Source organism: Mesorhizobium sp. M0244 (assembly GCF_040321795.1).
Taxonomy (GTDB): domain Bacteria; phylum Pseudomonadota; class Alphaproteobacteria; order Rhizobiales; family Rhizobiaceae; genus Mesorhizobium.
On sequence record NZ_JAMYSE010000085.1, the window covers coordinates 1 to 20,712 of the forward strand.

General features: G+C 61.2%; 19 protein-coding genes and 2 pseudogenes. 10 read left to right on the plus strand and 11 right to left on the minus strand.

What is annotated here, in order from left to right; genetic code table 11:
• Positions 1–83 precede the first annotated feature (83 nt).
• Positions 84–260 (plus strand): hypothetical protein, encoded by a 177-nt coding sequence (locus tag NKJ08_RS30990; RefSeq protein WP_352531365.1) that lies wholly within the window; start codon positions 84–86, stop codon positions 258–260.
• A 119-nt stretch (positions 261–379) separates the two neighbouring features.
• Here the strand turns inward: NKJ08_RS30990 and NKJ08_RS30995 are convergent, their stop codons facing one another.
• On the minus strand, positions 380–1,351 hold the full coding sequence (locus NKJ08_RS30995; protein ID WP_352531363.1) for an oxygenase MpaB family protein: 972 nt from the start codon (positions 1,349–1,351) through the stop codon (positions 380–382).
• 149 nt (positions 1,352–1,500) lie between these two features.
• On the opposite strand from NKJ08_RS30995, the gene NKJ08_RS39135 reads away from it, so the two are divergent.
• Positions 1,501–1,890: a hypothetical protein gene (locus NKJ08_RS39135; RefSeq protein ID WP_502900762.1), complete on the plus strand. Its 390-nt coding sequence runs from the start codon at positions 1,501–1,503 to the stop codon at positions 1,888–1,890.
• A gap of 655 nt (positions 1,891–2,545) precedes the next feature.
• Here NKJ08_RS39135 and NKJ08_RS31005 read toward each other — a convergent pair.
• From NKJ08_RS31005 to NKJ08_RS31030, 6 genes and pseudogenes are all read right to left on the minus strand, one after another.
• Positions 2,546–3,727 (minus strand): arabinose transporter, encoded by a 1,182-nt coding sequence (locus tag NKJ08_RS31005; protein WP_352784923.1) that lies wholly within the window; start codon positions 3,725–3,727, stop codon positions 2,546–2,548.
• A 38-nt stretch (positions 3,728–3,765) separates the two neighbouring features.
• Positions 3,766–4,200 carry a lipocalin-like domain-containing protein gene (locus NKJ08_RS31010; RefSeq protein WP_352531359.1) on the minus strand — a complete coding sequence of 145 codons (435 nt, stop codon included), beginning with the start codon at positions 4,198–4,200 and terminating at the stop codon, positions 3,766–3,768.
• 58 nt (positions 4,201–4,258) lie between these two features.
• Positions 4,259–4,921 (minus strand): annotated as a pseudogene (locus NKJ08_RS31015) (zinc-binding dehydrogenase); the annotation flags it as partial.
• Positions 4,920–5,096: pseudogene (locus tag NKJ08_RS31020) on the minus strand (2Fe-2S iron-sulfur cluster-binding protein); the annotation flags it as partial. The pseudogenes NKJ08_RS31015 and NKJ08_RS31020, both read right to left, overlap by 2 nt.
• A 242-nt stretch (positions 5,097–5,338) precedes the next feature.
• On the minus strand, positions 5,339–6,172 hold the full coding sequence (locus NKJ08_RS31025; protein WP_352531357.1) for an SDR family NAD(P)-dependent oxidoreductase: 834 nt from the start codon (positions 6,170–6,172) through the stop codon (positions 5,339–5,341).
• Positions 6,173–6,204: 32 nt separating this feature from the next.
• Positions 6,205–7,368, minus strand: coding sequence for an NADH-dependent flavin oxidoreductase (locus NKJ08_RS31030; RefSeq protein ID WP_352531355.1), 1,164 nt, complete (start codon positions 7,366–7,368; stop codon positions 6,205–6,207).
• A gap of 110 nt (positions 7,369–7,478) precedes the next feature.
• Here NKJ08_RS31030 and NKJ08_RS31035 point away from each other — a divergent pair, with 110 nt between their 5' ends.
• From NKJ08_RS31035 to NKJ08_RS31045, 3 genes are all read left to right on the plus strand, one after another.
• Positions 7,479–8,372 (plus strand): LysR family transcriptional regulator, encoded by an 894-nt coding sequence (locus NKJ08_RS31035; RefSeq protein WP_352531353.1) that lies wholly within the window; start codon positions 7,479–7,481, stop codon positions 8,370–8,372.
• A gap of 323 nt (positions 8,373–8,695) precedes the next feature.
• Positions 8,696–9,355 (plus strand): L,D-transpeptidase, encoded by a 660-nt coding sequence (locus NKJ08_RS31040; RefSeq protein WP_077380658.1) that lies wholly within the window; start codon positions 8,696–8,698, stop codon positions 9,353–9,355.
• Between the two features lie 10 nt (positions 9,356–9,365).
• Complete coding sequence (locus tag NKJ08_RS31045) at positions 9,366–9,878, plus strand: OmpA family protein (protein WP_352531351.1); 513 nt, start codon at positions 9,366–9,368, stop codon at positions 9,876–9,878.
• A gap of 312 nt (positions 9,879–10,190) precedes the next feature.
• Here the strand turns inward: NKJ08_RS31045 and NKJ08_RS31050 are convergent, their stop codons facing one another.
• From NKJ08_RS31050 to NKJ08_RS31065, 4 genes are all read right to left on the minus strand, one after another.
• Positions 10,191–11,390 carry a mandelate racemase/muconate lactonizing enzyme family protein gene (locus NKJ08_RS31050; RefSeq protein WP_352780200.1) on the minus strand — a complete coding sequence of 400 codons (1,200 nt, stop codon included), beginning with the start codon at positions 11,388–11,390 and terminating at the stop codon, positions 10,191–10,193.
• A gap of 17 nt (positions 11,391–11,407) precedes the next feature.
• Positions 11,408–12,769: a mandelate racemase/muconate lactonizing enzyme family protein gene (locus NKJ08_RS31055; RefSeq protein WP_352780202.1), complete on the minus strand. Its 1,362-nt coding sequence runs from the start codon at positions 12,767–12,769 to the stop codon at positions 11,408–11,410.
• 76 nt (positions 12,770–12,845) lie between these two features.
• Positions 12,846–14,012 carry a mandelate racemase/muconate lactonizing enzyme family protein gene (locus tag NKJ08_RS31060; protein WP_352531345.1) on the minus strand — a complete coding sequence of 389 codons (1,167 nt, stop codon included), beginning with the start codon at positions 14,010–14,012 and terminating at the stop codon, positions 12,846–12,848.
• 55 nt (positions 14,013–14,067) lie between these two features.
• Positions 14,068–14,778, minus strand: a complete 711-nt coding sequence (locus NKJ08_RS31065; RefSeq protein ID WP_352531343.1) for a GntR family transcriptional regulator — start codon at positions 14,776–14,778, stop codon at positions 14,068–14,070.
• A 208-nt stretch (positions 14,779–14,986) separates the two neighbouring features.
• Between NKJ08_RS31065 and NKJ08_RS31070 the strand changes: the two genes are divergently transcribed.
• From NKJ08_RS31070 to NKJ08_RS31090, 5 genes are all read left to right on the plus strand, one after another.
• Positions 14,987–16,465, plus strand: a complete 1,479-nt coding sequence (locus tag NKJ08_RS31070; protein WP_352780205.1) for an ABC transporter substrate-binding protein — start codon at positions 14,987–14,989, stop codon at positions 16,463–16,465.
• Between the two features lie 77 nt (positions 16,466–16,542).
• Positions 16,543–17,502 (plus strand): carbohydrate ABC transporter permease, encoded by a 960-nt coding sequence (locus NKJ08_RS31075; RefSeq protein ID WP_352531339.1) that lies wholly within the window; start codon positions 16,543–16,545, stop codon positions 17,500–17,502.
• Entirely contained in the window at positions 17,499–18,389 is an 891-nt protein-coding gene (locus tag NKJ08_RS31080) for a carbohydrate ABC transporter permease (RefSeq protein ID WP_352531337.1), read from the plus strand. The genes NKJ08_RS31075 and NKJ08_RS31080 overlap by 4 nt, the downstream gene beginning before the upstream one ends.
• Positions 18,390–18,399: 10 nt before the next feature.
• A complete protein-coding gene (locus NKJ08_RS31085) occupies positions 18,400–19,497 on the plus strand; it encodes an ABC transporter ATP-binding protein (protein WP_352531335.1) in 1,098 nt (365 codons plus the stop codon).
• Positions 19,498–19,529: 32 nt separating this feature from the next.
• Complete coding sequence (locus NKJ08_RS31090) at positions 19,530–20,693, plus strand: mandelate racemase/muconate lactonizing enzyme family protein (RefSeq protein ID WP_352531333.1); 1,164 nt, start codon at positions 19,530–19,532, stop codon at positions 20,691–20,693.
• Positions 20,694–20,712 lie beyond the last annotated feature (19 nt).

The window sequence follows — 20,712 nt, forward strand, 5'->3', positions numbered from 1 at the left end:
CTGCTCCCACGTAGGCCCTCCGTCTCTCGCGATCGGGGGGATTCTTCGCACATTCACCTCATGCCCCGCACGAGGGGAGCGGCGTGGCGCTTACCGCTCAGCTGCTGGAGGCGCTCTTTGACCCGCGGATCAGGATCGTGACTTTGACAGTCACCGAGAAGGGCTACACGGTCATCTCGGGCGGCGGCTCCGGCCACGAGCCGGCCCATGCCGGTTTTGACGGTACGACGGCTTCACTGTTGCCGGCAGCCGTCCGGTAGTTTGTTCGCGTCTGCTTGGCGAGCCTGCGTCACGCCCCGCCGTCCAGTGGGCTATCGAGTTCGTGCCTTCAAGACGCGTTAACTAGAAGCTGAACGTCTGCACGACGCGTGCCTGACATTTAGTCAAGGAACGAACACTGTCCGGTTCTGTGTAGGTTTTCGGATGCCGTTCGGCGATAGAGATAGCTCTCGGAAAGGCCGAGGCGGCGGCACGACTGGACGGCTGGTGATGAATGAAGCACGGTGCTGTCGCAGATTGCAGCCGTCGTCTTCACAACAACACGCTCCCACGACTTCAAGGTCCAGCGGTCGCCGAGTTCCAACCGCTTGCGGACCCATTGGGGTAGGATCTCGACGGCCGCCTTCAGAAGCGGCCGCTGAAGGGGTCGAGCAACTCCCGGCAAGGCGGGAACTTCTTCCATGATCTCCAGGAACTCCGACACGATCGGCGACGCGACGAGTCTTTGCCTCATTACGTCGAACAGCGCGTAAAGCTCGGCCTGAGACGTGGGCGCGCCGACCGCACCATAGAGAAGCGCCACGGGGCGAGCCTCAGCAAACATCGCGTCCCGTTCGAAAAAATGCAGACGATGCACATAGATGTGATAGGCCTCCATGAAACCAAACTCGGCCGTCGCTTGCACCCAGTCCAGCAGCTCCGGGTCGGTGGCGTGGTATGGCTCGCCTTCGCTGGTTCGACCCGAAACGCGCCCATGCATCCTGACCACATCTTCAATCATGGCCTTAGCCTTGGATCGGGGGCCATAGACCGTGACCAAAGCAGCGAGGCCCGTACGCTGCAATCGTCGGAGCGCGAGGGAGCGGAAACTGCTGTGCTGCCAAATGGCGTCGCGAACCCGCGGCTCTGCCAATTCGAGCAGCACCGCCGTTACCCCGCCGATGAACAGCGCAACAGGGTTCTTAAAAATGCGCCAGGTTACGGAATTGGGTGGTAACAGCGCCGGCTCGCCTTCCGGAGTCGAGAAGTCCATCTGAGATCCGAGCCGCTGGCGCATGAACGACTGGGCAAGAGTGTCCACACGACGCTCAAGCGGGCGAGGCAGAGAAATGATGCCCGAGTTGCGAAACATGATACGCCTCGGACTACTGAGAATAGCAAGCGTTAGACCTGTGGCTGGCGGATGCAATATGCACGAACGTCTTTGGTCTTCCCGTCGTTCCAAATCATCCTCGCGCGAAGCTGATGAACCCTGCTTGATCTGCCCTGTTGCCGATGATGATGGAGCAAGGCTCGGGCGTGGTCATCCATGTCACCTCGATCCAGCGCGAGCTTCCGCTCCCGGCATCAACCACCGGGCCGCAGCGAAGGCGGCGCTTTCGACTTGCAGCAAGAGCCTTTTCCAAGGAGGTCACGCCAAAGGGGATCCGTGTGGTGCGGGTCTCGCCCGGATGGATCGAAACGGAGCCCTGCATTTGCGGCATCCAAGCCCGGCGCCGCAAATCCAGTCCCAAACAACCTGAACTGGCGTGCGCCCCTGTTGGGCACTCTGCGAGTCCATCTGGATCAATCGTTGTCGTCCCGTGCGGACTATGTCGCGTCAAAGTTATGAGTGACGACGGTCCGAGCCGGAAATCGCTACGGAACCGCAGCTTTGGGTCAGCTCTCTGAATGGCCGCAACTGGCGAAAGCACGACAACGCTGAATGTCGTTTCGGTTCCTCGTAAGAAGGGCCACTTACCTAGTGGCTAGGTCCGCGTCGTGCGATACGGACTGAGATACAAATCGCTATGGAATTCTAGAAAAGTCCTTCAAAATCAACTCGCGAGGCGGTGCGGCGTTGCATCTCGTGAGACTCGTGTTCAACTATAATAGATTGAGATCATTCGGTCATTATTTTGCAGGTGCGGAACATCTCTCAATGCCCATGGATATATTGGTCCGAGTCTACATGTTGCGGCTTCTCTTTGCCGCCACGCGCTTTTTGCCGGGACTATTGGCGGATGGCGAACGAGATCGGTGCCCTCTGTTTGTTCATCGGGGTAGGAGCGGCCGCACTACTCCTTCGAATTCACCAGCGTTGCGGGGGCAGCCAGCGCCGCAGGGTCAATACCGTGTCATCGCTCGAGAGCGGCAGGAGAGGGGCCACTCCGTGCTACTTTGTCGATGTCGTGGGTTCACCGAAAAAAACTTTTGTCTCTCGAACGGCGAATTACCGCTTCGCGCAGCCTGTCGGCCGTAGAAGTCGATCTTGCCATTGCCCTGGAGCAGACGTCGCCCGAAGCGGGAGCGATCGTGATTGCGCGACATCTCGAGCACAGACTATCTATAGTGGAGCGTTACGGCGACCCAGCAGCAGAGCGATGCCCAACGCCGGAAGCGTCGCCGTCGCGACGGCGAAGAAGACGAATTGCAGGCCGGCCGACGCGGCGACCAAGCCGAGCGCCGGACTGCCGAAGCCAAGCGCCACGTCGAGGAAGACGGTGTAGAGTCCCATGGCCAGGCCGCGGCTGCGTGGCGGAAGATGACTTACGGCCTCGGCACCGAAACCGGGATAGACCAGCGAGTAGCCAAGGCCAGTCAGGCCCGCTCCGATGGCGGCGAGAACGGGCCCGGGCGCAAGCCAGATCAGCATCAGCCCTGTCGCCTCGACCGCCACGAAGATCACGGCGACGCGCGCGCCCCCTAACCTGTCAGGCAGGTGGCCGAAGCACAGCCTTGCCGCGATCAGCGACGCAGCATAAGCGGTGAAGGGAAGCCAGACCGGCTGCCAGCCGCGTTCGGCAAAGAGCAGCGCGCCAAAGGACAGGATCGCGCCATAGCCAAGGCTGCTGAAAGCAGCTCCGACGCCGGGAAGCCAGACCGCTTGCGCCACGCTCGTCCATGACTGTCGCGCGGCGCTCGCGGCGAGGCTGGTGCCACGCCGTGGCAGGATGGCAAGCAGCGTCGCAAGCGGCAGGCCGACCGTCGCGAGCGCGATCGCGGCGAAGCCGCTCGCCGCGTAAAGCGCAGATCCGATCGGCGCGCCTAGCGCGAGCGCCGCGAACATCGCCGTGCCCACCCAGGCTATGACCTTTCCGGAGTTCTGTCCGCCCGCAAGGGAGAGGCCCCAGGCGACGCCGCCGGTGATGATGAAGCTCTCAGACGCGCCCAGTACCGCCCGGCCGGCGAAGAGCGCCGATGCGGACGCTACCGGGCGGTCGAGTAATGCCAGCGAGCCGAGGTAAATGAACCCCGCCAGGGCAGCGGCAATGAGGCCGACGATGACGGCCCGCTTGCCGCCGCGCCCATCGGCATAATTTCCGGCTCCAATGCGCGACAGCATCGAGGCGACGAACTGGCTGCCCGTCACCAGCCCGACTGCGAAGGGGCCGAAGCCGAGCTGCTGGTGAAGATGCAGCGGCAGGACGGGTAGCGCCAAGCCGATCAGGAGGAAGCCGGCGAAGACAGCCGCCATGATTGGCACCAGTTCCGCTATCGCGCCATTTCGGTCTGAAGTCCGCGCCATTGTGGCCACCGATAACGTTGACAGTGGGGCTGTTCCGATCAGTAACGTTCGTAGGTCACGCGCCAGCCTTCGGCCGGATTGTCCGGCGTGAGGACCAGTTTATTGTCCGAGACTTCGAATTTGCGTTTCATGCTCTTCCCGACAAGATTGCGGACCAGGGAGGACCCGATCGTGATGACGAAGGTCTTGTCCTGGTCGTTGATGGCGACCGGCCCGTAATAGGCTTCGTAGCCATTCGCCGTGTAAGGCGTGTCCGGCGCCTTAGCGTCGGGGTTCTGGGCCTGCACCGAGAGGGTGCCGGCCTCGGTGAAGATGACCTGGCCGGAATATGGCACGGGCTTGAGGTTTCCCTCGGCACCGGCCTCGAGCGACCTCATGCGCCATGCGCCGATGATCGGGGACTCTTGGGAGAAAGCCGGCGCGGCGACCGAAAGCGCAAGCGCAAGGGCGGCGATCTTCAATCTCATCGTCATATGTCGTTGTTCCTTTTCTGATTTGTGGGTGCGGACAGGCCGTCCGCCCAATCTTCGTTCACACCGAAAGCATGACCTTGATGGCGCGCCGCTCGTCCATGGCGCGGTAGCCTTCCGCGACCTCGGCCAACGGCAGCTTGAGGTCGAAGACCTTGCCGGGCTTGATCCTGCCCTTGAGCACACGGTCCATAAGGTCGGGCAGGAAGCGGCGCACCGGCGCGGGGCCGCCCAGCATGCGCTTCTGGCCGAAGAAGAGATTCTGGCCATCGAAGCTCACGCCATGCGGCACGCCGACATAGCCGATGGTGCCGCCGGGGCGAGAGCAGGCCAGCGCCTGGTCGAAGGATTCCGCCGTGCCGACGCATTCCAGCACCGAGTCCGCGCCGACGTCCTTAGTGAGCTCTTTGATCCGGGCCACACCTTCCTCGCCGCGCTCAGCGACGATGTCGGTCGCGCCGAACTCGCGGGCGAGTTTTTGGCGGCTGGCGTGCCGGCTCATGGCGATGATGCGCTCAGCGCCCATCTCCTTGGCCGCAAGCACGCCCATCAGGCCGACCGCACCGTCGCCGACCACCACTACCGTCGATCCTTCTCGGACCTCGGCTGCGTCGGCCGCATACCAGCCGGTGCCGAGCACATCGGACACAGCCAGCAGGTCGGGGATGAGTTCGGCCGGCGGCACCTCGGCGGTGGCGACCAGTGTACCATCCGCCAACGGCACGCTCACCGTCGACGTGGACAGTGCAGGCGCCGCACTGCCCATGATCGCAGCCTTTTTTCGTGCCGGGCAGGTTGGCATCCTCGCGTAGTGGGTCTAGCAAGGTCACGCGCACGTCGAGATTGAACTGGTGGCAGCGGCTGTTGATGTCCAAGGCTAGCTGTCGGGGCTGTGACATGTCGTCTCCTCGAGTGGCGGGCGGGATTAGGACTTCTCGCGAAGTTGATCGGACCGGCGAAGCCTGCGGCATCAGTCAGAAAGGGAACGTCTATTCCGAAGGCCGGTCGTTGGCCGGTTGCCTAAGGGTCAACCCTCAGCAGAGCACGGACATGACATTCGGATTAGCCACCAGAATTCGCATGAGCCTATCAATGGCGCTCATAAATAGACCTGCGACAATGGCAGTGCTGGACTTGACGGTCAGCTGTCGAAGGCCAGTGAGCTGGATACCTCCTCATGGGCGTCGACTTGTTGCTGCAGCAGAGCGAGTTTCTGCCTGACCATGCCAAGAGCATCGGCGCCGGCGATAAACCGACGGGGCAGCTCCGGCTTGTCGACCAAAGTGATCAACGCCTGCGCAAGTTTGGCCGGGTCGCCGACTTGCCGACCGTTCGCGGCTTTCCAGCCCGTTATCTGCTGGGCGCGACGTTCGCTGTAGTCGCTAACGGATGACGGAGCATATTGAGTGGATTCGTCCGTCAGTAGCTCTGTGCGGAAAAACCCGGGGTTCACGATCATAGTTTCAATGCCAAACGGCGCCACCTCGGCTTGCAGCGACTCGATCCAGCCATCCACGCCGAATTTTGCCGCAGCGTACGCAGAACAGAACTCGAAGCCAACCAGACCTGCCGTCGATGAGATTGCAATGACCTTGCCAGAACCCTGCGCGCGCATCACTGGCAGGACTGCACGGGTGACATTCATGGCCCCGGTCAGGGTGGACGCGAGCTGAAAGTCGATATGGGCCGGAGTCAGGTCCTCGAAATAGCCCGCATAGAAGCCCGCGGCATTGTTGACGAGCACGTCGAGGCGACCAAAGCGGTCGAGGGTTGCCTTCACCACAGCGTCGGCGTCGGCCGGCTTGGTCACGTCCAATGTCACGACCAAAAGATTGTCCGACTGCCCGATCGCCTTGGCGACCCGATCGGGGTTACGACCGGTCGCAACGACCTTATCGCCGATGGCCAAGACCGCCTTGGCAAAGTCGAGGCCCATGCCTCGCCCAGCGCCGGTAATCATCCATACTCTACTCATAGCCGTATCCTTCCTAGCAGTATCTTTTCAATTTATGCGGCGTTGGCTTTTGGCACGTCCGTCTCAGCGATGATCTTGAACCACCCGGTGGCGGACTGAATCACACCCCATAGTTTCGCTGGAATATCGATACCCAGAACGCTCGACGGCCGGATTTCGGTCTCGATCAAATCCTCGCGTCCGCTCTTTGCTAGCTCGACCCACTCCGGGTTCATCACCAGTCCCTGCCCAACCGCGACGAGCGTGAGGCCTCTGTGCAGGGCGAGTTCGGCCTGAAAAGGCGTCCTGACCTGGCCCGCGGCAACGACCGGGACCCGCCCGCTGGCTCGGCGAGTGATCAGGCCAGCGATGGTGTCGCCCTCGGGCGCCTCTATAGGCTTTGCCTCGAGAACGCTCGTCAGCGATGCGTGGAGGTAGTCCACACCTTCATCGATAAGACATTCAATCAGCTCGTATGTGTCAGCGATACGCAAGCCACCTGACTCGGGTTCCTCGGGTGACACCCGGTAGCCCACGAGGAAGGGGCGGTTCGCGTGTGCCGCGACCACTCGCTTTACCTCACGCACTACGGCAATTGGGAAACGCATCCGATTTTCGAGGGTGCCGCCCCATTCATCGCCACGCTGATTGTAGAGAGGCGAGAAGAAGTTCTGGATCAGAAATCCGTGAGCACCATGCAGTTCGATGCCATCGAAGCCTGCCTCAATGGCCCGTCGTGTCGCCTCGCCAAAAGCGGTAATGATCGCGAGGATTTCGTCATTCGTCAGTGCACGTGTCTTCACACCGCCCGGATTGAAGGGGCCGGGCTGGACTTCGAGCGCACTGGCGCTGACGACGTCGCCGCGGGGTATAAGCGCCGGCACGGCCTTACTCCCGGCGTGGAAGATTTGCAGGACGGCCTTGGCCCCGCCGCTTTTGGCCGCTGACGCCAGCCTAGAGAGGCTTGGGGTGAAACGGTCGTCGTAGGAGGCGAATTCGCCCGCAAAGCCGATGCCGTCGGGCAAGACATGGGTGCAGCCTGTGAGCACAAGTCCGACGCCAGTTGCCCGACGTCGGTAGTAGGTGATCTCCGCATCAGAGACCGTTCCGTCGTCGTTGGCCGACCAGGTGGTCATCGGCGCCATGACAATCCTGTTGTCGACGCTTAACCCGTTCGGAAATTGGAACGGCTGGAATATCTGTCGTGAGGTGTCCACAGCGTTTCCCTTTCGACGCGCGTTTCGTTGTCTCTGAGGGTGAAATAGCGAATAGGACTCGATATGATTAGCCGTTACAATCCGCATGAAGTTAGAAATGGGGTTGATAAATGAGGCGCGGAGATTTCAGCGAGCTGGCAGTCTTCATCGCCGTAGCAGAGGCAGGCAGCTTCACACGCGCCGCAGCAAAGCTCGGCCTATCGCAGTCGGCGCTCAGTTACGCTGTTAGGACGCTGGAACAGCGCCTGGGAGTCCGGCTGATCTCACGCACCACACGCAGCCTGTCCGTGACGGTAGCTGGAGAGCGCTTGCTGCGAAGCCTACGACCGGCCTTCGATCACATCGAAAGCGAGATCGCCGCCGTCACCGCCCTGCGCGACAAGCCCACTGGCCTAATTCGCCTGACGACATTCCGGTATGCTGCCAAATCAGTACTGTGGCCCGTCATCGCCAAACTCCTTCTGGAGTATCCGGATATCGAAGTGGAATTGAGCCTGGACGAGGGCCTGGTTGACATCGTTGCAGGCAGATTCGACGCCGGTATCCGGATCGGTGAGCAGGTCCAGAAGGACATGGTGGCAATAAGGATCGGCCCGGACCTGCGCATGGCGGTAGTCGGATCACCGTCGTATTTTGCAAACCGAACGGTTCCAAAGACACCGCGCGAACTTGGGGAACACAGAGGCATCAGCTACCGTCAGACGACCGGCGGCGGGCTCTTTGCCTGGGAGTTCGAGAAAGGCGGTGAGGAACTTGAAGTCAGGATGAATGGCCCACTCGTCATCAATGACGGTGAAATGCTCGAAGCTGCGGCCCTTGACGGGCTCGGTTTAGCATACACGTTTGAATGCCAGGTTGCTCCGTTCATCGCAGAAGGACGCCTTATCCGGGTACTAGAAGACTGGTGCCAACCCTTCTCGGGCTATCACCTTTATTACCCCAGCCGACGCCAACACACCGCAGCCTTCGCTCTACTTGTCGAGGCACTCCGTCTCAAGGCGTGACAGGGGAAAAACGCACTCAAACATGCCGCTCTAACTTGGCGTAGTGTGAGTTACCCTTCCCTCATATGCACAACCTCGCGGGACGTCGACAATCGGGTTCCCCCCCGCTCAGGCGGAACAGGCGCGCCTTGGCAACTCGCCCTAGAAAAAGTCTCAACTTACCCTGACGGACTGCGTCGCGGTGAACGTCCGATTCCAGAATTCAGAGCCTTAAAGCCGCCATTCCGCTTGCGGCGGACTGAGCAACGCAGCATTTTCCACTTTGAGGCGAAGTAATTCTCAACTATGGTCAGCCAGGCTTTTGGCATGGGGGAATATTGCCGATGGTTTTATCACGCAGGGGTGTCGTGCTCGGCGGCCTGGCGCTGGTCGCGGTGGGTGCAACCAGCAATATTGCTCAAGCCGCGGCGGCAAAATCCTTTTTCGCCGGTACCGCCAGCGACAACAATTTTGTTTATCGCAAGACCAACTTCGCCAAGATCGACAAGAGATGGCATCGCCAGATCGTCAAGTATTTCAGCAGCGAGCCGGTCGGCACCGTCGTGGTCGATACCCGCCACCACTTCCTCTACGTCATCATGGAAAACAAGACCGCCATCCGCTACGGCGTCGGCGTCGGCAAGGACGGCTTCAAATGGTACGGCCGCGCGACGATCGACCGCCGCGCGCTGTGGCCGCAATGGGTCCCGCCCCCCGAAATGCGTAAGCGCAAGCCGGACCTACCGCACATGGTCGCAGGCGGCGCGTCCAACAATCCGCTCGGGCCGCGCGCGCTCTATCTGCACCGCAACGGCGCCGACACCGGCTACCGCCTGCATGGCACGCTGGAGCCGTGGAGCATCGGCACCGACGCTTCCAGCGGCTGCATCCGCATGTTCCCGGAAGACATCATCGACCTCTACCAGCGCTGCCCGATCGGCACCGCGGTGCAGGTCCTGCCGCACATCGCCGACCAGGCGCCCGCTTCCACCACTGTCGAATGATTGGCGCCTCATGAACCGCATGATTGAAAACACGCGCCGGCTGCTCGCCGCCGGCCTGCTGGTGCTGGCCGCATCCTGCTCGACCAGCAACACGCTGGCCCCTTCCACGCCCGACATCACCAACACCGAGGTTGCCGGCTTCCAGAACGTGCAGCCGGGCAGCGAGGAGGATTTTATCCTCAATGTCGGCCGCCGCACCTATTTCACGCAAGGTTCGGCCGCGCTCGATTCTGTCGCCAAGGCCACCCTCGACACCCAGATCGCCTGGTTAGCAAAGCATCCGCGCTGGCTGCTCAAGCTGCAGGGTTTCGCCGACGATCCCGGCGCAAGTGAAACGGCGCTGTCGCAGCAGCGCGCCGATGCGGTGATGGACTACCTCGCCGCCGGCGGCATAGACCGCAACCGCATGTGGGCCAAGGGCTACGGCAAGGACAGGCTCGTCCGCGAGTGCCCCGACACCGCCTGCAGGTCGCAGAACCGCCGCGTTGTGTCTAATTTGCGCGATGAGAGGGACGAGCCGTAGGGGGCTGCTGTTCTGCTTGTCACCAAAGCAGAGTCTCACACGCGACGGCGGCATGGCTGCTTTGCGCCTACGGCAGTCATGCGCGCAGCACGAGGACCGCGCCAGCGCATCTTGCACCATGTCTTAGGTACAAACTGTTACCCATGTCTCCGGGCCGTACAGGGGAGCGATGGTAGCGGGAGAGCGCTACCGCCTTTCCCCACAATTGCCAGATGGTCGATTCCGGCTTCGTTGTCTTGGTTGAAAGTTCATTTTGAGCAGGCGTCTTACTGAAGCGGTCCGCGTGGTGCAGGTTGGCGCAAGAAGGATGGCTCAGTCGAAGAAGCCCGCATCCTCTTCCCTGAGATACTTCCTGGCTGCTTCGGCGTCGATATCGAGGCCCAACCCCGGTGCTTCCAGCAGGTCCACCATGCTGTCCTTCACGATCTGCGACGGCAGGCCGATTACGAGATCCTCCCACCAGGGGTCGGAGGCGCTCGGGTATTCGAACGCGATGTAGTTGGCGGGCAAGGTGGCGCAGACATTGATCAACGCGCCGAGGCCGAGCAAGCCGTTCGCCGTGCCATGCGGCGCCATCAGGATCGAGTGCATATAGGCGTGCTCGGCGACCCATTTGAGCTCGGCAATGCCGCCAATATCGGCAGGATCGGGGCCGATGACGCGCACCGCCTGCGTCTCGATCAGCTCCTTGAAATTGTGCCGCAGGTAGATCTGCTCGCCGGTATGGATTGGCGTCGAGGTAGAGGTGGTCAGCTCCCGATAGGCCTGCGGATTGACCCACGGCACATAGTCACCGGTCAGCATGTCCTCGAGCCACATCAAATTGTACTTCTCGACCGCGCGAGCGAACTTGATCGCATCGGGCAGCATCCAGCCCGGGCCGCAGTCGAGCGCCAGGCTGACCTTGTCGCCCAGCATTTCCTTCATCGCGATCACGCAGTCGAGCATATGGTTGAAACCGCGCTCGCTGATCACGCCCTGATCCATGGCACCGTGATAGCCGGCCTTCTTCTGCGTCACGCCGTAGTGGAAGCCCTCGATGGTGTCCTTCATATTGGAGTGGAACGAGATTCCTTGCTTGACCATGAAGAAGTTCTGCGGCTGCTCCATCATCCATTTGACGTCAGCGGCGTAATCCTCCGGCCGGTCGCCCGTGCGTTTCTGGCGGATCGAGCCGTTATAGACGCGCACCTTGTCGCGCACCTTGCCGCCGAGCAGTTTGTAGGCCGGCACGCCTGCCGCCTTGCCGGCAATGTCCCACAGAGCATGCTCGATAGCGCTGACCGCCGCACCATAGGGCTTGAAGGAGCCGCGCTGGCGGATCTTCAGCATCACCCGCTCGACGTCGGTCGGGTCCTCGCCGATCAGCGCCTCGCGGAAATGAAGCACCCAAGGCTTGAGGTAGGTCTTGGTGAACTCGACTTCGCCCAGGCCATAGAGGCCCTCGTCGGTAACGATGCGAACGATGGGGTGCCTGCCGATAACGGCACATCGGAGGTCGGTGATCTTCATCTTCGGTTCTTTTCGCCTCAGCTCCAGGTGCGATCCCAGGAATACTCGTTGTCCCAGTGATCCGTCGGCTGCCAGATGCCCGTGACACCTGGCTGCAGATGCTGCGAGATCACCTCGTCGACGACGTCGTCGATCCCCAGGCCCGGCTTGTCCGGAACAGTGATGAAGCCATCCTGCACGAGCGGCTTGGGAACGCCGGTGACGATATCGTCCCACCAGTCGACATCGGCAGAGTGGTATTCGAGCGCCATGAAGTTTTCGGTCGCGGTCGCGACATGGGCCGCGGCCATTGCGGCGATTGGACTTTCGGCCATATGGATGGCCATAGCGACGCCGTGGTCCTGCGCCATATCGCCGATCTTCTTGGTCTCGAGAATGCCCCCGCTGGTGAGCAGGTCTGGGTGAATAACGGAGAGGCCGCCGCTCTTGAGCAGAGGCTCGAAGCCCTCCTTAAGGTAGATGTCCTCGCCGGTGCAGATCGGCACCGTGGTTGCGTCTTGCAGTTGTCGGTACTGCTCGGTGTACTGCCACGGGATCACATCCTCGAGCCAGGCTGGCACGTATTTTTCAATCCGCCTGGCGAGGCGAATACCGTTCTGCAGTGAGATGTGGCCGACATGGTCGATGGCGAGCGGAACCTCCATGCCGATAACGTCGCGAACCTCGGCAATGTACTGCTCAAGCAAGTCGAGGCCCTTGTCGGAAAAGTGGAGGCCGGTAAACGGGTGGGGGACGTTATGCAAATCGTACACGGCGTTGCGGACGCGCCGCTCTTCAACGGTCTTGACCGGGCCGCGGCCAGGGTGGACGCGGTATCCTTCAAGTGAGCCGGCAGGGGCCACGACCGCACCGGCGACATCCGCGATTTGCATCAGCCCCAGATCCATCTTAAGGAACGTGAAGCCCAGCGCCATGCGCTGCTTGAGGCGCTTGCCGGTCTCGGTGCCGCTCGGCACGGTGGCGTCGGTATCGCAGTACATGCGCACCTTCTCCCGAAACCGGCCGCCGAGCATCTGGTAGATGGGGACGCCATAGGCCTTGCCGGCGAGATCCCACAACGCGATTTCGACCGCCGAGACGCCGCCGCCTTGCCGGCCGTGCCCGCCGAACTGCTTGATCCGGCGAAACACGCGGTCGATGTTGCAAGGGTTCTCGCCAAGCAGCCGGCTCTTCAGCATCAGCTCGTAGGTGGCGCTGGCGCCGTCGCGCACCTCGCCAAGCCCGACAATGCCCTGGTTGGTGTAAATCTTGAGCAGCGCCGAGGTGAACGGCGCGCCGACGATTTCGGCTACCCGCATATCTGTGATGCGAAGGTCAGATGGCTTGGAGTTCGTGTTCACCCGATTGAGCGCCTCGTCGGCACCACCCGTCTTTGGCATGACTTATCCTCTTTCTGGTCCTCTTTCTGGTGGGCGAGGCTTGTCGCCCCTCACTCTGGGCCGGCATAGAACGTTGCTACCCCAGCTCGATCTCATGGGCCTGCAGGTAGTCGCGGTCCATCGCAACACCGAGACCAGGCTTCGACGTCAGCTTGAGGCTGCCGTTCGAAACGTCGAGTGGTCTGTCGATGAGGTGATCGTATTTGCCCAGGTTCCACTCCGACGTTTCGAGTTTGTAAAAGTTAGGAACGGTCATCATCACCTGCGCTCCCGCAACCACGTTGATCGGCCCCGCGGCGTCATGTGGCGAGACCGGGATGTAGTAGGCTTCGCAGAGGGCGGAAATCTTCTTGAGTTCGGTAATGCCGCCGGTCCAGGTCACGTCCGGCATTATGTAGTCAGCGAGCTTGTTCTCCAGGATCGGCACGAAATCCCACTTCGTGTGGCCGCGCTCGCCCCACGAGATAGCGGTACTGACCTTCTCACGCACCTGCTTGAGGGCGTTAAGGCTCTCGGGCGGACAGGGCTCCTCAAACCAGTCGATCTGGCCGGCTTCCTCGAGGCTCCGACAGAGGCGAATGGCGGTGGGAACGTCGAAGCGGCCATGCGCATCGATGAGAATGTCGACATCAGGCCCCGCCGTTTCGCGGATCAGAGCCGTGAGTTCTGCGGCTTCGCGCTCGTCCTTGCGGCTCATGCTGCCATCGAGGTAGCCGTCCCGCTGTTCGCGGGGCAGGCCATCGGCACTGCGGCCCTGGTGGGGATAAGGATCGAACTTGAGCGCCGTGTGTCCGGACTCGACGATGTCTCGAATTTCACGGACCACGGCTTCCTTGCTGGTAAATTTGACTTGGTTGGGATGGGTGTAGAGGGCGATTTCATCGCGTACCGGTCCGCCCAGCAGCTCGTAAATCGGCTTGCCGAGGACTTTGCCCCGGATGTCCCAGAGGGCTATATCGATGGCGCTCACGCATTCGACGGCGGCGCCGCGGCTGCCCATGTAAGTGAAGCTGCGGAAAATCTTATGCCAAAGATGCTCGATACGCGCTGGATCCTCGCCTGTTACGGCGACGCCGATCTGCCGCAGGATCGTGCAGAGCGCGCGGTTGGCGAGCCTTGTAGTGGTGGTGATCTCTCCCCACCCACTCACCCCCTCGTCGGTCATCACTTCGACGAATAGATACTCTCCCCAATAAGAAGCATCGGACTTGATCAGCCACGGCCGAATGCTCGTGATTTTCATCTCAACTGCCTTTATCTGGAATGGGTCGGGTTAATGATGGTCTAGACTGGACATTCTATCCGGCCCGAGCGGCGTTGCGCGCACGCATCTGTTCGAGAATATGCCGGCCCGAACCCTCGACATGGCGGGAAACGAGCTCGGCCGCCTTGTCGGCTTCTCCCGCCTTTACGAGCGCGATGAGTTCGCGGTGCTCGCGCATGATCGCGGCACGTCGCGCGAGCGTGAAATTGAAACGCCGGCTCACGGCTCGCAGCACTTCGCGATGCTTCCACCAAAGCTCGGCGGCGTGGCGGTTATAGTGCCGCTGGTACATCACGGTGTGGAAAGCGGTATCCAGCTCGCTGTGCCTGAATGTGTCGGCGAAGTTGTTCTCTTCAATCAGGCCTTGGAGACGTTCGAGTTCGGCGATGTCCTCGCCGGTAGCCATATTCACAAACCATCGTGTCAGGGCTGGCTCGATCAGAACACCGATCTCGTAGATATCCCGGACAAAATCCTGATCTATGGGTCGGACGCGCGCGCCGCGGTTGGCGACAAAGATGACAAAGCCCTCCCCACGCAACAGCTGCAGGGCCTCGCGCACAGGATTGGTCGAGGTGCCGTGACGCCGGGCGAGATCGGTGACTACAAGCCGTTCGTTGGCGGCGAGCCGGCCCTCGATGATGTCTTCCCTGATCAATTCATAAAGCGAGGCGCCCTCGCTGGAGGCCCCGATGGGATCAGTCTCCACGGGTGGCATAGCTTTGAAATCGCTTATTTCGGCCAAGGCCGGCTCCCCAAGTTAATACATATCTTGCCCGATATCACACACGGCTTTCGCAAACAATGTACGATCCAGCGCGTTGACAGGCAATCTATGATCTGAAAACGTACCAAGGGATCGAGAGGATACATTGAGCATCCTCGCGATCGAAACGAGCAAGGACCGCTTTGCCTCGGCGCAGGGCGGCATGGGAGAACCAGGGAGGATACCTATGACGAGGATTACGCTCGGCAGTGCGGTCCTGCGCGGCACTGTCGTCACTGCTTTGATGGCATCCCTGATGCCCACATCGGCGCTGGCTGCGCCGCCGGTCGACCTCAGCAAGTGGTCGCCGGAATATGTGCGCTCCATCGCCGGCACACAGGATTTTGACACGGCGGCCGATTGCGCCAAGGTCACCCCGCTCGACTACAAGGGGCGACTGACTTTCTGGTATCAGGGCGTGTTCGAGGGCGACCCCGACCTCCTGCGCCAGTACTACAAGGATTTCTTCGAGACCTTCCGCAAAACCTATCCGAACATCCAGCTTGAGGAACAAGCCCTCACCTATAACGACCTTCTCGACAAGTTCCGGACCGCGCTCCTGGGCAATGCCGCGCCGATGGCGGTCCGCTTGCAAATCCTGGGTGGTACCGAGTTCGCCTCAAAGGGCTATCTGCAGCCGCTCAAGCCCGAGGATGTGGGGTATTCGACCGAGGATTTCTGGCCCGGCGCTATGAAGGCCGTGACCTGGGAGGGGGTGACCTACGGCATTCCGACCAACAACGAGACGATGGCGCTCATCTGGAACGCCGACATCTTCAAGCGTGCCGGCCTCGATCCGGACAAGGCTCCGGCAACCTGGGACGACGTCGTCAAATATTCCAAGCAGATCCACGACAAGCTCGGCATTGCCGGCTACGGCCTCGTGGCTCGCAAGAATGCCGGCAACACGCCGTATCGCTTCATGCCACAGCTGTGGGCCTATGGCGGCGGCGTCTTCGACGAAGCCACCGCGAACCCGACCTATAAGCAGGTCGAGCTCGACAGCCCGCAGAGCAAGGCGGCGCTGCAAGCGTCATACGACATGTATGTTCGCGACAAGTCGGTTCCAGTTTCGGCACTCACCAACCAGCAGGCCGATAATCAGCCCCTGTTCGTCGCCGGTCAGCTCGGCATGATGATCTCGCACCCGTCCGACTACAACGTCATGCTTGACCTGCAGGCGAAGGCGACCGGCACCGACAAGGACAAAGCGCAGACCGTCATCGACAACATGCGCTACGGCCTGATTCCGACTGGCCCCGACGGTAAGCGCGCCGTCGTGTTCGGCGGCTCGAACATTCACATCCTGAAGCCCGAATATGTCGAGGGCGGCAAGGTAGACGAGCCGGCTGCAAAGGCTATCATCTGTATGTGGACGAGCCCCGAATGGTCGCTGAAGATGGCCTACGCCGGCTCGAACCCGGGCAACCTTAACGGCTTCAAGACCAAATGGATGAAGGAACGCCTGGATAACATCAAGTTCCTCGATGTCACGACCTCGATGCTGCCATACGGCATCCCGTTCCCAGCGCTGCCGCAGGCCCCCGAGATCATGAACATCATCGTCCCGGATATGCTGCAGAATGCCCTGACCGGAGCGATGACTGTCGACGAGGCGGCGGACGACGCGGCCAAGAAGGTAAAAGACCTGATGGGCGGACTCTAGTCCAGGCCCGACCTACGATCTGACCGGCTGCGCGGATAGTGCAGCCGGTTCGTTCCGAAGAATAAGGGCACGCCACAATGACGATCGTGACCGGCAAGGCCGAGGCTCGCCGAACATTGCAACCCGGTAGGTCCGGCGCGCTGCGGAAGATCTGGGAGCATCGCGCCGACTACGCGTACGTGCTTCCGGCGATCGCCGTGATGCTCATAGTCATCGCCTATCCGATCTACTACACGATCGAGCTGTCGTTCTTTAAGACGCCGCCTGGCCTGCAACTGCGCGACAAGATCTTCATCGGCTTCGACAACTACACGGCCATCCTCACCAGTCAGGTGTTCTGGAAAGTCACCTGGAACACCATGATCTGGACACTGGGGTCCACTTTCATCTCCTTTGTCCTGGGGTTTGCCACTGCGCTGGCGCTCCACCGCGACTTTGTCGGCCGTGGTGTCCTGCGCGCTATCCTGATCATTCCCTGGGTCATCAGCGCGGTCGCCGCCTCCTATATCTGGAAGTGGATCTACCATTCGGATTTCGGGATCATCGGCGCGGTTCTGGTCGGCCTCGGATTGGCCGACCGGCCGCCGAATTTCATCGACAACGTCAGCACAGTGCTCCCCTCCCTGATCGTCGTCAACATCTGGCGCGAGTTTCCCTTTGCCATGATCATGATGATGGCCGGCCTCCAGACAGTCCCCGACCAGTTACTGCTCGCCGCAAAAGTCGACGGGGCCAATGCATGGCAGCGCTTCTGGCACGTCACCTTCCCGCACTTGCGCAACGTCTCGGTGGTGACGATCCTGCTGCTCGCAGTGGCCAACTTCAATTCCTTCATCATCCCCTGGATCATGACCGGCGGCGGGCCGTCGAACGCATCGCATATCTGGATAACCCACATTTATGAGCTCGCCTTCGGCCGGCAGCGCTGGGGCGTGGCGTCGGCCTATTCGGTGCTCCTGTTCCTCATTCTGATGACGCTGGGCTACTTCTACGTCCGTGCGCTAAGCGGCAACGAGCGGAAAGAGGGGAGCGCATGAGCGCGATCGCCGAGACAGCCTCTCGAAGCCAGACCCGTCGCCGAATGCGTGTCGACGGATGGCGGTGGGCCGGACGCATCTTCCTCGTGTTCATGCTGCTTTACACCGCGGTGCCGATGATCTGGATGCTGATCACCTCGATCAAGTCCGGGTTCGCGGCGACGCAATTCCCGCCGCAATGGTGGCCGGACGAGCCTACCTTCGCCAGCTACCAAAAGCTGCTCGATCCGCAGAACAGCGTCGGTCAGGACTTCCTCCGTTTTTTCTGGAACAGCCTTTTCGTGTCGACCGTCACGACAATCCTTTCCGTGATCGTGGCTGTCCCCGCGGCCTACGCGTTTTCGCGCTTCAGTTTCCCCGGCCGCAACTTCCTGTTCTTCGCCGTGCTGCTGCGCAACATGTTCCCGGCGGTGATCTTTCTCGTGCCGCTCTTCATCCTGATGCGCGTGCTCGGGTTGATGAACACGCATGGCTCGCTGATTCTCACCTATCTCACCTTCGGCCTGCCGCTGGCGATCTGGCTGCTCAAGGGCTTTTACGACAACATCCCGGTGCAACTCGAGCAGGCGGCGCGCATCGATGGCGCAACGCGGTTCCAGGCCTTCATCCTGATCGTGATGCCGCTTTCGATGCCGGGAATCATCGCTACGGCGATCTATTCCTTCATCGGCGCGTGGAACGAGTACATCTACGCCTACACCTTCCTCTCCAAGAACGACCAGTTGACCCTGCCGGTCGGCATCCAGCGCTTCTTCTCGGAAAATACGACGGATTTTCCGGGCCTGATGGCGGCCAGTTTTATGATGAGCGTGCCCGTCGTGGTGCTGTTCCTGGTCCTGCAACGATACTTCGTACGCGCCCTTACAGAAGGCGCGGTCAAGCACTAGGGAGTTGCCGATGGCCCACGTGGTCCTCAAAGATCTCGTCAAGACCTATGGCAGCTTCAAAGCTGTCAACGATGTCTCGCTGACGGTCAATGACGGCGAGTTCGTTGCGCTCGTCGGCCCTTCAGGCTGCGGCAAGACAACCACGCTCAATCTCGTCGCGGGGCTGATTCCGATCACATCGGGCGACATCGTCATCGGGGACCGGGTGGTCAACGACCTCGACCCCAAGGACCGGGACATCGCAATGGTGTTCCAGAACTACGCGCTCTATCCGCAGAAATCGGTTTACAAGAACTTGGCGTTCCCGCTGCAGATGCGCAAACTGCCCAGGGACGAGATCGACAAGAAGGTCAAGGAAGCGGCGCGAGTGCTCGACATGACGCACCTGCTCGAGCGCAAGCCACGCGAACTTTCGGGCGGGCAGCAGCAGCGGGTGGCCCTGGGCCGTGCGCTTGTCCGCGACCCCGCCGTGTTCCTCATGGACGAGCCGCTCTCTAACCTCGATGCCAAACTGCGCGTGCAGATGCGCTCGGAGATCAAGCGCTTCCACCAGGACCTCAAGGCGACGATCATCTATGTGACGCACGACCAGCTCGAAGCCGTGACCATGGCCGACAAGATGGCGGTGATGAACGGCGGCTACCTCCAGCAATACGATTCACCGGCGCAGGTCTTCGCCCATCCCGTCAACATGTTCGTCGCCAGCTTTATAGGCAGCCCGGCGATGAGCCTTATTCCGCTGGAGGCATCGACGGCAAACGGCAACTCTGTGTTGACCAGCGCGGAGGGCTGGAGCTTTGAGCTCTCGCCGCGCAACGCCCAGAAGGTCGCAAGGGCAACGAGCAAGAAAGTCGTGCTCGGCGCGCGTCACTCGACGATCAAGCTGCGCAAGAGCGCGGTCCCCGGTGCCATTCCGGCCAAGGCCTACACGGTGGAGCCGACCGGAGACGTCACCTTCGTGCAGACGTTCCTCTCCGGCGCCATCGTCAACGTCAGCGTGCCGCCGAACATTGCCGTCGCGCCCGATGAACAGATCTGGCTCGAGTTCGACCAGGAGCGGATGCATCTGTTCGACGGAGAAACCGAAATGGCCCTCAAGGCCAACTGAGACAGGGCGGATGCGTTTGGAACGTGGCGTGGATGACTACGAAGCTTAAGATCACCGCGATCAAGCCCTATCCAGTGTGGGTAGGAACGCGCAACCAGATGCTCGTCAAGGTCGAGACTGACCAGGGCATCTTCGGCTGGGGCGAGAGCGGCTTGAGTGGTCGCGAGAAGGCCGTGGCTGGCGCGGTCGAGCATTATCGCGAGTTTCTCATCGGCCGCGACCCCATGCAAATCGGGCGGATCTGGCAAGAGGTTTATCGCAGCCAGTACTTCGAAGGCGGGCGGGTTCTGCAGGCGGCGATTTCCGCCATCGACATCGCCCTTCACGACATTAAGGCCAAGGCGCTGGGGGTGCCGGTCTACGAGCTGCTAGGCGGCAGGCAGCGCGACCGCATCCCCACCTTTGCGTCGACCGGCGACGAGACCGAGGGCGATGTTGCCATCGAACGAGCCCGCGAACTACGCACACAGGGGTGGGAGGCGATCCGCTTTTTCCCGGTCGGGCAAAACAGCAGGGACATCTTCGAGCCGCGCGAGTCGATCGGCCCTACCGCGAATATGCTGAACAAGGCGCGCGAGGCGCTGGGCGACGAGGTCGTTCTCGGCATCGACTATCATCATCGGCTGTCGGTGGCAGAGGCGGCGAGCTTCTGCAACAAGCTCGGCCGCGGCGTGCTTGATTTCCTCGAGGAGCCGATACGGGACGAGACACCGGAGGCCTACGAATCCCTGCGTACGATGACCGACGTCCCCTTTGCCATCGGCGAGGAATTTGCCAGCAAGTGGCAGTTCCTGCCCTACATCGAGCGCGGCATCCATCAGTTCAACCGGCTCGACGTTTGCAACGTCGGCGGGCTCACCGAGGCGATGAAAGTCGCTGGCTGGAGCGAGGCGCACTATGTGGATCTGATGCCGCACAATCCCCTTGGTCCGGTGTGCACGGCCGCGTCCGTGCATCTCGCCGCCGCTGTACCCAATTTCGCGTGGCTCGAGACCAGGGCGCCCGAAATAAAGCTGGGCTTCGACAATTCCGACTTCTTCCCCGTGCAACCACGGCTCGACGGCCCCGACTATCCGGTCAGCGATCTGCCGGGGCTCGGCGTCGAGATCAACGAGCAGGCGATCCAGGCGGGAAGTTTGCGTTTCTGGGAAGCGCCTCACCTTAAGCGCCGCGACGGTTCTGTTACGAACTGGTAGTTCCCTTTCAACCGGAGTC